Genomic DNA, 12448 nt, shown 5'->3' on the forward strand with positions numbered 1-12448 from the left:
GGTCCGCGCACCGGCTTGGGCGGTTCCGTCGCCGCCGCGAGCACCGGTGAGATCGCCGCGGGCGCGGCCCTCGCGGCCGGCGCCGCCGCCGGCGGCGGCCTGCTGGTGATCGGCGCGGCGCGCCGTCGCCGCAGCCGTATGGCCTGATCCGAGGCCCGGCCCCCAGCGGACTGCCGCCGCTCCTCCTCCGGCGGCGGCAGCCTGCAGGGGGGTAGTGGGCCTCCGGTTCGGGGCGAGAGGATTGCCGCGAGCGGTCCGGTGACCACGAGGAGGACGACGACACATGGCGGCAACCAGCGCGACCGAGGAGTTCCGGTCGGCCCGTGACTTCCTGCTGCGTCATCGCGAGGACTACGCCACGGCGTACGCGGGCTTCCACTGGCCCCGGCCCACGCACTTCAACTGGGCGCTCGACTGGTTCGACGTGATCGCCGAGGCCAATGACCGGCCCGCCCTCTGGATCGTCGAGGAGGACGGCACCGAGACCCGGCTGACCTTCGCCGAGCTGTCCGCCCGCTCCAATTGCGTCGCCAACTGGCTGCGCGCCCAGGGCGTCCGCCCCGGCGACCGCATCGTCGTCATGCTCGGCAACCAGGCCGAGCTGTGGGAGACCGCGCTCGCCGCGATGAAACTGCGTGCGGTCGTCATTCCCGCCACGCCCCTGCTCGGCCCGGCCGACCTCGCCGACCGCATCGAGCGCGGCGGGGCGCGGCAGGTGATCGTACGGTCGGGGGACACGGCCAAGTTCGACGACGTACCGGGGGACTACACCCGCATCGCGGTCGGCGGGGGCCCCGAGGGGTGGCTGCGGTACGAGGATGCCTACGGCAGCCCGCACGCGTACGAGCCCGACGGGCCGACCCCGGCCGACGAGCCGCTGATGCTGTACTTCACCTCGGGCACCACGGCCAAGCCGAAGCTGGTGCAGCACACCCATGTCTCTTATCCCGTCGGCCATTTGGCGACGATGTACTGGATCGGGCTGCGCCCCGGCGACGTCCACCTCAACATCTCCTCGCCCGGCTGGGCCAAGCACGCCTGGAGCAATCTCTTCGCGCCGTGGAACGCCGAGGCGACGGTCTTCATCCACAACTACACCCGCTTCGACGCGGCCCGCCTGATGGCCGAGATGGACCGCGCCGGCGTCACCAGCTTCTGCGCCCCGCCCACTGTCTGGCGGATGCTCATCCAGGCCGACCTGAGCGTGCTGCGCACCCCGCCGCGCGAGGCGGTGGCGGCCGGCGAGCCGCTCAACCCCGAGGTCATCGGGCACGTCCGCCGCTCCTGGGGCCTGACCGTCCGCGACGGCTTCGGCCAGACCGAGACTGCCGTCCAGGTCGCCAACAGCCCCGGCCAGCCGCTCAAGACCGGCTCCATGGGCCGCCCGACGCCCGGCTTCACCGTCGTGCTGCTCGACCCCCGTACCGGCGAGCCCTCCGACGAGGGTGAGATCAGCGTCAGCCTCGCGGGGCGCTCCGGCCGCCCGGTCGGCGTCATGACCGGCTACGTCGGCGACCCGGACCGTACCGCCGAGGCCATGGCCGGCGGCTACTACCGCACCGGCGACATCGGCTCGCGCGACACCGACGGCTACATCACCTATGTCGGTCGCTCCGACGACGTCTTCAAGGCCTCCGACTACAAGATCTCGCCCTTCGAGCTGGAGAGCGCCCTCCTCGAACACGAGGCCGTCGCCGAAGCCGCCGTCGTCCCCGCCCCCGATCCGCTGCGCCTCGCCGTCCCCAAGGCCTACGTCGTCCTCGCCGAGTGCTGGAAGCCGGACGCCGACACCGCCCGCGCCCTCTTCGCCCACTCGCGCGCTGTCCTCGCCCCCTACAAGCGCCTGCGCCGCCTGGAGTTCGCCGAACTGCCGAAGACCGTCTCCGGCAAGATCCGCCGCGTCGAACTGCGCGAGCGCACCGCTGCCGGCGACGTCACGGTGGAGTACCGCGAAGAGGACTTCCCGCAGTAGCGCGGGGCAGGCGTCAGCTATGACGAACGCAGACGTACTTGTCGTCGGCGGCGGCCCGACCGGGCTGCTGCTCGCGGGTGATCTCGCCACGGCGGGGATACGTACGACGCTGGTCGAGCGGCGCGCGGAGGAGTCGAACCTGACCCGGGCCTTCGCCGTGCATGCCAGGACCCTGGAGCAACTCGACGCCAGGGGCGTGGCGGACGCGCTGGTCAGCACCGGGACGGCGCTCGACAGCCTGCGGCTCTTCGGGGAGTTGGGGGTCGATCTGTCCCGGCTGCGGACCCGATTTCCGTATGTGCTGATCACCCCTCAGTACGAGACCGAGCGGCTCCTGGAGGACCGGGCGAAGGCGGCCGGCGCCGACCTGCTGCGCGGGACCGAGGTGCGCGGGCTGCGGCAGGACGCGGACGGCGTGGAGTTGGACACCGCCGACGGGCGGGTGCTCCGGGCACGCTACGCGGTGGGCTGCGACGGGGTGCACAGCACCGTACGGGAGTCGCTGGGCGTGGACTTCCCCGGTGAGTCGGTGGCGCGGTCGGTGATGCTGGCGGACGTACGGCTGACTGACGCCCCGCCGGATGTGCTGACGGTGGGGGCGGGCCGGGAGGGCTTCGCCTTCCTGGCGCCGTTCGGGGACGGCTGGTACCGGGCGATCGCGTGGAACCCGGACCGGCAGCTGCCCGACGACGCGCCCGTCGACTTCGAGGAACTGCGCGCGGTGGTCCGCCTGGTCCTCGGCACCGACCACGGCATGCACGACCCGCGCTGGATGTCCCGCTTCCACAGCGACGAACGCCAGGTCGCGGACTACCGCTGCGGCCGGGTCCTGCTGGCCGGCGACGCCGCGCACGTCCATTCCCCGGCGGGCGGCCAGGGCATGAACACCGGGCTGCAGGACGCCGCCAACCTCAGCTGGAAGCTCGCCGCCGTCATCGAGGGCCGGGCCGACGACGCGCTCCTCGACACGTACCAGGCCGAGCGCCACCCGGTGGGCCGCACGGTGTTGCGCATGTCCGGCGCCCTGACCCGGGCCGCGCTCGGGCAGTCCGCGCGCGCCCGCCTCTCCCGCCGCGTCCTGCCCGCCGTCGCGGGCCGGGTCCGGCCTCTGACCACGCGCGGTGCCCGCATGATCTCCGGCATCGGCATCCGCTACCCGTCGCCGCGCGGCTCGCACCCCCTCATCGGCCGCCGCCTGCCCGACCTGCGGGTTGACGGCGGCCGGCTGTACGAGGCGCTGCGCGGCGGCCGTTTCGTGCTCGTCGCCGACGACGCCCGGGCCCGCCGCGTCGCCGAGGACTGGGCGGGCCAGGTCCGCGCCACGGCGCCGGCCGGCCATCTGCGCACCGCGATCCTCGTCCGCCCGGACGGCTACGCCGCCTGGGCCGAGCATTCACCGGAGCCGGCGGCCGTGCGGGCCGCGCTGCGCGAGTGGTGCGGGTCTCAGCTCTTCGAGGCCAGGCAGAGCACGTACTTCGAGGAGCCGTACTCCTCGTAGTACGAGACCGTGCTGCGCGCGAAGGCCTTGCAGCCGGAGTCGTCCGTGGTGTCGTCGAGCTTGCCGACGATCTCGTAGTCCGCGTCGGACGAGGAGCAGTCGGTGACCGTCATGTTCGGGCTGCTGTAACTGCCGGAGTTGTGGACGCACTCGCCGACGGAGGCGTACTGGGGGTCGCTCTGCGCGCCGACCACGATCATCGTGGCGAAGAGCGCGAAGGCGGCGACAGGCACCAGCAGCATCAGCGTGGCCGGGCGGCGGAAGATCGGCTTGCCCGGGTCCATGGGCGTGCCGGGGCCGCCCGGGATCGGCTCCGGGAGGCGGTTGATCTTCGAACGCTGCCCGAGGTTGATGAGCATCGTGATCGGGTTGATGATCATCGACCCGATGCCCCACCAGCCCTGCCACATGCTCTTCGCGGTCATGTCCCGGTGCGCGGCTATGCCGCAGCGACGGCAGAACGGGCCGCGGAGCTTGAGGAAGCGCATCACGACGATGAAGCCCTGGTGGCCCCGGATCGTCGCCTCCACCGCCGGCACGGAACCGCACAAGCGACAGCTGGGGCCGTAACCCATGGGCGGCGCGGGCTGCGGGGCCGGCGGGGCGTACTGCTGCTGCCCGTACTGCTGCGGGTACGCGGGAGCGCCCGCGTGGGCAGCAGCGTGGGGTGTGTACTGCGGCGGCACGGGCTGCGCGTACGGGTTCTGTGGGACGGGTGGCTGAACGGGCGGTGTGGTCACGGAAGTTCCCCGTTGTCGATGTGATCTTCGGCTGATCCGAAGCCCGCACCTTAATGCCTCCCTTCTTGACGCTGCGCACGGGGCGGCCTATGTTCAGTACAGTTCCACATAACAGAAGTATGTTTCCGCATTACGGAAAGCTGGTGACCGAATGCCTCGTATGACCGCCGCCCGCGCGGCCGTGGAGATCCTGAAGCGCGAGGGCGTTGACACCGCGTTCGGGGTGCCCGGCGCCGCGATCAACCCTTTCTACGCCGCGCTGAAGGCGAGCGGCGGGATCGACCACACGCTGGCCCGGCATGTCGAGGGCGCGTCGCACATGGCCGAGGGGTACACGCGGACCAAGGCCGGCAACATCGGCGTGTGCATCGGCACCTCCGGCCCGGCCGGCACCGACATGATCACCGGCCTGTACTCGGCCATCGCCGACTCGATCCCGATCCTGTGCATCACCGGGCAGGCGCCGGTGGCCCGCCTCCACAAGGAGGACTTCCAGGCCGTCGACATCTCCTCGATCGCCCAGACGGTCACCAAAGCGGCGACCACCGTCCTGGAGGCCGCGCAGGTGCCGGGCGTCTTCCAGCAGGCCTTCCACCTGATGCGCTCCGGACGGCCCGGCCCGGTCCTGATCGACCTGCCGATCGACGTCCAGCTGACCGAGATCGACTTCGACCCGGATACGTACGAGCCGCTGCCGGTCTACAAGCCCGCCGCGACCCGCCCCCAGATCGAGAAGGCGCTCACGATGCTGGGCGCGTCCGAGCGCCCGCTGATCGTCGCCGGTGGCGGCATCATCAACGCCGACGCCTGCGAGCTGCTGGTCGAGTTCGCCGAGCTGACCGGCATCCCGGTGGTGCCGACCCTGATGGGCTGGGGCATCCTCCCCGACGACCACGCCCTCAACGCCGGCATGGTCGGCCTGCAGACCTCGCACCGCTACGGCAACGCCACCCTGCTCGCCTCGGACTTCGTCCTGGGCATCGGCAACCGCTGGGCCAACCGGCACACCGGCAACCTCGGCGTCTACACCGAGGGCCGCACCTTCGTGCACGTCGACATCGAGCCCACCCAGATCGGCCGGGTCTTCGCACCCGACTACGGCATCGCCTCCGACGCCAAGGCCGCCCTGGAACTCTTCGTCACGGTCGCCCGCGAGCTCAAGGCCGCAGGCCGCCTGCCGGACCGCTCGGAGTGGGCCGCGTCCACCCAGGAGCGCAAGGCCACCCTCCAGCGCCGTACGCACTTCGACAACGTGCCGCTCAAGCCGCAGCGCGTGTACGAGGAGATGAACCGCGCCTTCGGCCCCGAGACCCGGTACGTCACCACCATCGGGCTCTCGCAGATCGCCGGCGCCCAGATGCTGCACGTCTACCGGCCCCGGCACTGGATCAACTGCGGCCAGGCCGGTCCGCTCGGCTGGACCGTCCCGGCGGCGCTCGGGGTGGCCACCGCCGACCCCGAGGCCAGCGTGGTGGCCCTGTCCGGCGACTACGACTTCCAGTTCATGATCGAGGAACTGGCGGTCGGCGCGCAGCACCGGATCCCGTACGTCCACGTCCTGGTGAACAACTCCTACCTGGGCCTGATCCGCCAGGCCCAGATCGGCCTGGACATCAACTTCCAGGTCAACCTGGAGTTCGAGAACATCAACTCGCCCGAGCTGGGCGTCTACGGCGTCGACCACGTCAAGGTCGCTGAGGGCCTGGGCTGCAAGGCGATCCGGGTCACCGAGCCGGACCAACTGCTGCCGGCCTTCGAGGAGGCCAAGAAGCTCGCCGCCGAGTACCGCGTGCCGGTGGTTGTCGAGGCCATCCTGGAGCGGATCACCAACATCTCGATGAGCCCCAGCGGTGACATCGACAAGGTGGTCGAGTTCGAGGAGGTCGCGACCGAGCCGGGTCACGCCCCGACCTCGATCCTGCCGCTGGCCACCGACTAGAGCGCAGGCTCAGCAGGGCCTCAGAAGGGCCCGAACAGCCAGTTGCCGGGGGCTTCCGGATCCGTGCCGATGTAGTAGGCGCGGATGGCGGCCACCAGTTCCTCCGTGCTGAGTGTTCCGTCGCCGTCCGTATCCATCCGCTCGAACGCGGCTGCGATATCGGACGGCGGCGTGTTGAAGGCCCGTTGCAGGACCTCGAACTCCTCGCGCCGCACCTGGCCGTCGCCGTCGGTGTCGCACAGCTCGGCGACGGCCTCGGCGGCCGGATGGAAGACCGGGTCGAAGCCGGGGCCCTCGATGAAGGCCTTGGTCATGCCGTGCTCGTACTCCGCCGAGGAGATCCGGCCGTCGCGGTCGGTGTCGGCGTACGCCGCCAGCTCCGCCCAGACGGCCTCCAGCCGGGCCGCGACCGCCCTGCCCTTGGGGGATGTCGGGGACTGCCCGAAACCGTGGATCAGCCGCGCGCCGACCTCCTGGAAGTCGGCGCGCTCGGCATATCCGTTGTCGTCCGTGTCCAGGCGGCGGAAGGATGTGGCGAGCTTGCGCTTCAGAAGGGCCGTAGACATCGCTGCGTCCTGACGTAGTCGTAGTCCAGACGTATGGGGAAAGGGAACCTCTCGATCCTCTCCCGGGGCCGTCGGACGCGCGACCCGAGTGACTACGGAGCGTGACGCCTACGGGCGCGCCCGTGGATCGGACCTGATCAGCGAGTCCGCGGCGTCGTTGACCGGCTGCGGGGTGCCCGTCAGGTCCATGACGAACAGCGCTACACCCAGTTGGTCGGCGCGCATCCGGGCATCGTGGGCGTAGCCCGCCAGGGAGAAGAAGGCGCCGGCCGAGTCCTCGTTCAGGCAGTTCAGCCACAGGCACTCGATGTCGCGCAGCCCGGTCGGCCGGGTGGTCGGGTCGATCTGGGCGACGACGCCCTCCCCGCGCAGGTCCACACCGTTGGCGACGCGGTCGGAGGCGATCCGTACGCCGGCGTAGCCGAGCCACTTCAGATACTGCGCGGCGGCGGTGAGCGCGTCCCGCGCCGTACGGATCGTCACCGGGTTGAAAGGGGGACGCGCGTCGGTTGGGGCGAGCTCGGGGTCCGGGCCGGGGCCTGCCGGGTCAGTCGGCGGCGCGGCGGGGAACTGGGCCGGCGTACGGGCGGGCCCCTTGAGGGCCACGGTGTCCACCGGCAGCCGGATCACCGCGCCGCACTCGCACCCGAACTCGGGCTGCGGCCACTGGTCGTTGCGCCCGCAGTCCGGGCAGCGCATACCCACCCAGGAGTCGTCCCAGGAGCGGTGCCGCACCTGGACCGGGATCCCGCTGTGCAGCAGCGGCAGGGACAGCGGCGTACCGCAGGCGCAGGGGAAGACGGGGGACGAGTACGCGTGCGGCCGGCGGCAGGCCGGGCAGCGCACGGGCACGCTCTCTGCCATGGTCGGCTCTCCGGGGCACCGGTCGGATGTGTGCGGCACCATGTTCTCGCATGCGGGGCCTGCTGCACACAGAAAGACGCCTGCGGCGTGACGTCCTACCCCTCAGAAGTCCGTCACGCCGCAGGCGAGTTCACCGGTGATCCGTTGTCGGATCAGTCCTCGCGCAGGGCGCGGACCGCCTCCTCGACGCGCTTGCCGTAGCCGGCGTCGGCGGCGTGGAAGCGGGAGAGGTTCTTCTCAACCACGTCGTCCCGGGTGACCCGGGAGAGGTTGTCGACGACGGGTGCGCCCGACTCGGTCGTCAGCGTCGGCTTCGGCATGGGTGACGAGGGAGACCTTCCGTGCGGCTCTGATGTTCAACGCCGCCCTCGCGGGCGGGTGGTGGTATTCCGGGCGGCGGCGCCGTTGGCGCGACAGGACAGGTCAGGACACCGCCGCCCGGAAGTCTGGGTGTTACGCCTCGACGCCTGAGAGGCGGGCGACGCCGCGCAGCAGGGCGGAGTGGTCCAGGCCGCCGTCGCCCTGGGCGCGCAGGGAGGCCACGAGGTTCGCCACGACCGCACCGACCGGGAGGGCGGCACCGACGTTGCGGGCGGCGTCGGTGACGATGCCCATGTCCTTGTGGTGGAGGTCGATCCGGAAGCCGGGGGCGAAGTCGCGGGTCAGGAAGTTCTGCTTCTTGCGGGTGAGGACCGTGGAGCCGGCGAGGCCGCCGTTGAGGACCTCCAGAGCGGCTTCGAGGTCCACGCCGGACTTCTCCAGGAAAATCACGGCCTCGGCGCACGCCTGGATGTTGACGGCGACGATCAGCTGGTTGGCCGCCTTCACCGTCTGGCCGGACCCGTGCGGCCCGCACAGGATGATGGTCTTGCCCAGCGCCTCGAGGATCGGCTTGGCCTCGTCGAAGTCGGCATGCTCGCCGCCCACCATGATGGACAGTACGGCCTCGATGGCACCGGCCTCGCCGCCGGAGACGGGGGCGTCCAGGACGCGGATGCCCTTCTCGGCTCCGGCCTTCGCCAGGTCGACGGAAGTCTGCGGGGTGATCGAGGACATGTCGATCAGCAGGGCGCCGGACTTGGTGTTCTCCAGGATGCCGTCCTCGCCGTAGGCGATCGCCTCGACGTGCGGGGAGGCGGGGACCATCGTGATGACGACGTCGGCGTCCTTGACCGCCGCGGCGATCGAGGCGGCCGCGGTGCCGCCGTTCGCGGCGAGGCGGTCGAGCTTGTCCTGCTCCAGGGTGTAGCCGGTGACGTCGTACCCGGCCTTGATGAGGTTCTCGGCCATGGGGGAGCCCATGATGCCGAGGCCGATCCAGGCGATCTTGGGAAGTGCGGTGCTCATGATGTCCTCTCGAAGTCAGTTGTCGGCGAGCCAGCGGAAGGAGGCCGGGCTGCCGTCGGGGCCCGGCTTGTACTCCAGGCCGACCCAGCCGTCGTAACCCGCCTTGCGCAGGCGGCCGATCAGCTCGGTGAGCGGCAGCGTGCCCGTGCCGGGTGCGCCGCGGCCGGGGTTGTCGGCGATCTGGACGTGGCCGGTCTTGTCGGCGTAGCGGTCGATGACCTCGGGCAGGTCCTCGCCGTTCATCGACAGGTGGTAGAGGTCGAGCAGGAACTTCGCATTGCCGAGGCCGGACAGGGCGTTGACCTTGTCGACGACGTCGATCGCGGCAGGGGCGCTCACCAGCGGGTACAGCGGCGACTCGGGCTGGTTGAGGGCCTCGATGAGCAGCACCGCGCCGATCCGGTCGGCGGCCCGCGCGGCGATCACCAGGTTCTCCAGGGCGAGCCGGTCCTGCTCCTCCTCGGACACGCCCTCGACCCGGTTGCCGTACAGGGCGTTGAGCGCCTTGCAGCCGACGGAGGCGGCGAAGTCGGCCGCCACGTCGATGTTGGCGCGGAAGCGGTCGGACTCCTCTCCGGGGATGGACAGCGCGCCCCGGTCGGGGCCGGGGAGCTGCCCGGCGTAGAGGTTCAGGCCGACCAGCTGCGTACCGGCGTCGGTCAACGCGTCGCGCAAGGCATCGAGTTCGGACTTCGCCGGAACGGGGGCGTCGATCCAGGGCCACCACAGCTCAACGGCGGTGAAGCCGGCCGCTGCGGCGGCCGCGGGGCGCTCCAGGAGCGGGAGTTCCGTAAAGAGGATCGAGAGGTTCACATCGAAGCGCGTGTCGTCGAGGCTCATCCGGGGCGCTCCTTCCGTATTGCGGAAACAATATTCTGCTTAACGGAAGACTGAATGAGTCCGGCGGTCGTTGTCAAGGGGGTGGGTGTGACTCCGACCTGCGCGGCTACCGTGGGGACATGGTGCGACTGAGATTGGAATTCACGACCGAGCCGTTCGACCTGGACGAGGCCCCACGGCACGCGCTCGTCGCGCGCGAGGTCGTGCAGACGGCGGACCTGGACGCCGTCGACGTCGGCCCGTTCGGCAACACCGCCGAGGGCAGTGTCGACCAGGTGGTGGCTGTCGTGGGGGACGTGCTGCGGCGGAGCCTGGACGCGGGGGCCACGCGGGTCTCGCTGCAGGTCAACGTTATCGGGGAGGGCGGTCGGTGAGCGGGGTCGGAGATCACCCCTTCAGTGCGGCGGTCAAGCCGCTCGTCGACGCGATGGGCGCTGAGCTGGTCGCCGTCGGTGAGGCGCGCGGCGACGACGTCGTACTCAGCTGGGACGGCGAGGAGGTCGTGGCCGTACGGCTGCCGCACCTCGCGGACTCGCTGGACCACATCCTGGCGGACCTGCGACGCCGGCACGGCAGGGCGCTGTCGGAGCTGGACCGCAAGGACAAGCAGACGGTCGTACGGATCCTGGAGGAGCGGGGCGCGTTCTCGGTCCGGCACGGGGTCGAAACGGTCGCCTCCGCGCTCGGCGTCAGCCGGTTCACCGTCTACAACTACCTGAACAGGGAGAACGCGGCCAAGGAGCGGGAGTGACCGGCTGACAGCGGGTGCTGACCGCTGTACCGACGGCCATATGGCCGCAATGTAACCGAGAGTTTTCAACAAAGTGTTGACGTGGCGCGCCGGGCGCTCGTAGCTTGCGGATGTGACTTCCAGCGCTACGCCGGGCCTGTCCCGGTTCAACTCGGCCGACCAGCCGGAGGCGGCCCGGCTGCTGCAGGAGGTGTGCGGCAGCCGGAGATGGGGCGCGACAGTTGCCGCGGGCCGCCCGTACGACAGCCTTGACGCACTCCTCGGCACCAGTGACGCCGCCATGGCGGCGCTGACCGCCGACGACCTCGCCGAGGCGATGGCCGGGCACCCGCCGATCGGCCGCCCCCGGCCCGGCGACCCGACCTCGGCGCGTGAGCAGAGCGGAGTGCAGGATTCCCTGCGCGAGGAACTGCTCGAACTCAACCTCGCGTACCAGGACCGGCACGGACACGTCTTCCTGATCTGCGCCACCGGACGCACCGGCGACGAGATGCTCGCTGCTCTCAAAGAGCGGATCGGCAACGACGCGGACACCGAACGCGAGATCGTCCGCACCGAACTGGGGAAGATCAACCGTATTCGCCTGGCCAGGCTCGTCGAAGAGGACCCGTCATGACGTCCGTGTCCACGCACATCCTGGACACCAGCATCGGCCGCCCCGCCGAGGCCGTGGCCGTCGAGCTGGCGATCCGCAGCGGCGGCGCCGACGCCCCTTGGGCACCGCACGGCGCGTCCAGGACCGACGCCGACGGGCGCTGCAAGGACCTGCCGGAGCTGCCGGAAGGCACCACACACGTACGGCTGCGGTTCGAGACCGAGCCGTATTTCACCAACCAGAAGCAAGCCGAGGAACAGCAGGACGCCCCCCGCGTAAGGGACAGCGGAGCCGGAGCTTTCTTCCCGGAGGTGGCGATCGTCTTCGCCGTCGAACCGGGCGAGCACTATCACGTACCGCTGCTGCTCAACCCGTTCGGCTACTCCGTATACCGAGGGAGCTAGCACCGATGCCCACCTATCTCGGCCAGAACCAGTACGGCAAGGCGGAAAACCGCGTCGTCAGGATCACCCGCGACGGCGCGACCCACCACATCAAGGACCTCAACGTCTCCGTCGCCCTCTCCGGCGACATGGACGATGTCCACTACTCCGGCAGCAACGCCAGCGTCCTGCCGACCGACACCACCAAGAACACCGTCTTCGCCTTCGCCAAGGAATACGGCATCGAGTCGGCCGAGGCCTTCGGCATCCACCTCGCCCGGCACTTCGTCACCAGCCAAGAGCCGATCAAGCAGGCCCGCATCCGCATCGAGGAGTACACCTGGGAGCGGATCCCGGCCTCCGACGCCAACTCCCGCCTCGTCGGAGCGGACGAGGTCAGGCACTCCTTCGTACGCAAGGGCCAGGAGACCCGGATCAGCGAGATCACCTTCGACGGCGACAGCTGGCAGGTCATCTCCGGTCTCACCGGCCTGGTGGTCATGAACTCCACCAACTCCGAGTTCTGGGGCTACGTCAAGGATAAGTACACGACCCTCAAGGAAGCCCACGACCGGATCCTCGCCACCGAGGTCAACGCCCGCTGGCGCTTCAACTGGACCCACGACGACCAGCGCGCGCCGCAGTGGGAGCACTCGTACGAGCAGGTCCGCAAGCACCTCCTCGAGGCCTTCTCCGAGACGTACTCCCTGTCTCTTCAGCAGACCCTCTACGCCATGGGCTCGCGGGTCATCAACAGCCGCTCCGAGATCGACGAGGTCCGCCTCTCCCTCCCCAACAAGCACCACTTCCTGGTGGATCTGAGCCCCTTCGACCTCAAGAACGACAACGAGGTCTACTTCGCGGCCGACCGCCCCTACGGCCTCATCGAGGGCACCGTCCTGCGCGACGGCGTCGAGGCCCGCATCCCGGTCACGGACTGAAAGGCGCGCCGA

General features: G+C 70.3%; 14 protein-coding genes. 8 read left to right on the forward strand and 6 right to left on the reverse strand.

The window, feature by feature from the left end:
- The first annotated feature begins 283 nt into the window (after window positions 1-283).
- Together EFK10_RS34790 and EFK10_RS34795 are read left to right on the forward strand one after the other, a co-directional pair.
- Window positions 284-1972, forward strand: a complete 1689-nt coding sequence (locus EFK10_RS34790; protein WP_127359631.1) for an AMP-binding protein — start codon at window positions 284-286, stop codon at window positions 1970-1972.
- Between the two features lie 19 nt (window positions 1973-1991).
- Entirely contained in the window at window positions 1992-3470 is a 1479-nt protein-coding gene (locus EFK10_RS34795) for an FAD-dependent monooxygenase (protein ID WP_127359632.1), read from the forward strand.
- Here the strand turns inward: EFK10_RS34795 and EFK10_RS34800 are convergent.
- Window positions 3416-4210: an LppU/SCO3897 family protein gene (locus tag EFK10_RS34800; protein WP_127359633.1), complete on the reverse strand. Its 795-nt coding sequence runs from the start codon at window positions 4208-4210 to the stop codon at window positions 3416-3418. The two genes, EFK10_RS34795 and EFK10_RS34800, sit on opposite strands and share 55 nt — an antisense overlap.
- Before the next feature lie 151 nt (window positions 4211-4361).
- Between EFK10_RS34800 and gcl the strand changes: the two genes are divergently transcribed.
- On the forward strand, window positions 4362-6149 hold the full coding sequence (gene gcl / locus EFK10_RS34805) for a glyoxylate carboligase (RefSeq protein ID WP_127359634.1): 1788 nt from the start codon (window positions 4362-4364) through the stop codon (window positions 6147-6149).
- A gap of 20 nt (window positions 6150-6169) precedes the next feature.
- Here gcl and EFK10_RS34810 read toward each other — a convergent pair whose 3' ends face one another.
- The 5 genes from EFK10_RS34810 to EFK10_RS34830 form a co-directional block, all read right to left on the reverse strand.
- Window positions 6170-6715 (reverse strand): EF-hand domain-containing protein, encoded by a 546-nt coding sequence (locus EFK10_RS34810; RefSeq protein WP_127359635.1) that lies wholly within the window; start codon window positions 6713-6715, stop codon window positions 6170-6172.
- A gap of 108 nt (window positions 6716-6823) precedes the next feature.
- The gene (locus EFK10_RS34815) at window positions 6824-7579 is read right to left on the reverse strand and encodes a hypothetical protein (protein WP_127359636.1); all 756 of its coding nucleotides are present in this window, start codon (window positions 7577-7579) and stop codon (window positions 6824-6826) included.
- A gap of 152 nt (window positions 7580-7731) precedes the next feature.
- Window positions 7732-7899, reverse strand: a complete 168-nt coding sequence (locus EFK10_RS34820) for a hypothetical protein (protein WP_164836272.1) — start codon at window positions 7897-7899, stop codon at window positions 7732-7734.
- Between the two features lie 133 nt (window positions 7900-8032).
- Window positions 8033-8926 carry a 2-hydroxy-3-oxopropionate reductase gene (locus EFK10_RS34825; protein WP_127359637.1) on the reverse strand — a complete coding sequence of 298 codons (894 nt, stop codon included), beginning with the start codon at window positions 8924-8926 and terminating at the stop codon, window positions 8033-8035.
- 15 nt (window positions 8927-8941) lie between these two features.
- A complete protein-coding gene (locus EFK10_RS34830; protein ID WP_127359638.1) occupies window positions 8942-9766 on the reverse strand; it encodes a TIM barrel protein in 825 nt (274 codons plus the stop codon).
- 122 nt (window positions 9767-9888) lie between these two features.
- On the opposite strand from EFK10_RS34830, the gene EFK10_RS34835 reads away from it, so the two are divergent.
- From EFK10_RS34835 to pucL, 5 genes are all read left to right on the forward strand, one after another.
- The gene (locus tag EFK10_RS34835) at window positions 9889-10140 is read left to right on the forward strand and encodes a hypothetical protein (protein ID WP_127359659.1); all 252 of its coding nucleotides are present in this window, start codon (window positions 9889-9891) and stop codon (window positions 10138-10140) included.
- Between the two features lie 53 nt (window positions 10141-10193).
- Window positions 10194-10517, forward strand: coding sequence for a helix-turn-helix domain-containing protein (locus EFK10_RS34840; RefSeq protein WP_127359658.1), 324 nt, complete (start codon window positions 10194-10196; stop codon window positions 10515-10517).
- Between the two features lie 112 nt (window positions 10518-10629).
- Window positions 10630-11133 carry a 2-oxo-4-hydroxy-4-carboxy-5-ureidoimidazoline decarboxylase gene (uraD, locus tag EFK10_RS34845; protein WP_127359639.1) on the forward strand — a complete coding sequence of 168 codons (504 nt, stop codon included), beginning with the start codon at window positions 10630-10632 and terminating at the stop codon, window positions 11131-11133.
- Complete coding sequence (gene uraH / locus EFK10_RS34850) at window positions 11130-11516, forward strand: hydroxyisourate hydrolase (protein WP_127359640.1); 387 nt, start codon at window positions 11130-11132, stop codon at window positions 11514-11516. The genes uraD and uraH overlap by 4 nt, the downstream gene beginning before the upstream one ends.
- Window positions 11517-11521: 5 nt before the next feature.
- Window positions 11522-12436 carry a factor-independent urate hydroxylase gene (pucL, locus tag EFK10_RS34855; RefSeq protein ID WP_127359641.1) on the forward strand — a complete coding sequence of 305 codons (915 nt, stop codon included), beginning with the start codon at window positions 11522-11524 and terminating at the stop codon, window positions 12434-12436.
- Window positions 12437-12448 lie beyond the last annotated feature (12 nt).

This window comes from Streptomyces soli (assembly GCF_003999195.1).
GTDB classification, from domain to species: Bacteria; Actinomycetota; Actinomycetes; order Streptomycetales; family Streptomycetaceae; genus Actinacidiphila; species Actinacidiphila soli.

Bases quoted from the DNA above. Each gene is read 5' to 3' on its own strand.
- EFK10_RS34790 (WP_127359631.1), top strand. From the start codon at position 284: ATGGCGGCAACCAGCGCGACCGAGGAGTTCCGGTCGGCCCGTGACTTC.
- EFK10_RS34840 (WP_127359658.1), top strand. From the start codon at position 10,194: ATGGGCGCTGAGCTGGTCGCCGTCGGTGAGGCGCGCGGCGACGACGTC.
- EFK10_RS34795 (WP_127359632.1), top strand. From the start codon at position 1,992: ATGACGAACGCAGACGTACTTGTCGTCGGCGGCGGCCCGACCGGGCTG.
- pucL (WP_127359641.1), top strand. From the start codon at position 11,522: ATGCCCACCTATCTCGGCCAGAACCAGTACGGCAAGGCGGAAAACCGC.
- uraH (WP_127359640.1), top strand. From the start codon at position 11,130: ATGACGTCCGTGTCCACGCACATCCTGGACACCAGCATCGGCCGCCCC.
- EFK10_RS34815 (WP_127359636.1), bottom strand. From the start codon at position 7,579: ATGGCAGAGAGCGTGCCCGTGCGCTGCCCGGCCTGCCGCCGGCCGCAC.
- EFK10_RS34810 (WP_127359635.1), bottom strand. From the start codon at position 6,715: ATGTCTACGGCCCTTCTGAAGCGCAAGCTCGCCACATCCTTCCGCCGC.
- EFK10_RS34830 (WP_127359638.1), bottom strand. From the start codon at position 9,766: ATGAGCCTCGACGACACGCGCTTCGATGTGAACCTCTCGATCCTCTTT.
- gcl (WP_127359634.1), top strand. From the start codon at position 4,362: ATGCCTCGTATGACCGCCGCCCGCGCGGCCGTGGAGATCCTGAAGCGC.
- EFK10_RS34820 (WP_164836272.1), bottom strand. From the start codon at position 7,899: ATGCCGAAGCCGACGCTGACGACCGAGTCGGGCGCACCCGTCGTCGAC.
- EFK10_RS34825 (WP_127359637.1), bottom strand. From the start codon at position 8,926: ATGAGCACCGCACTTCCCAAGATCGCCTGGATCGGCCTCGGCATCATG.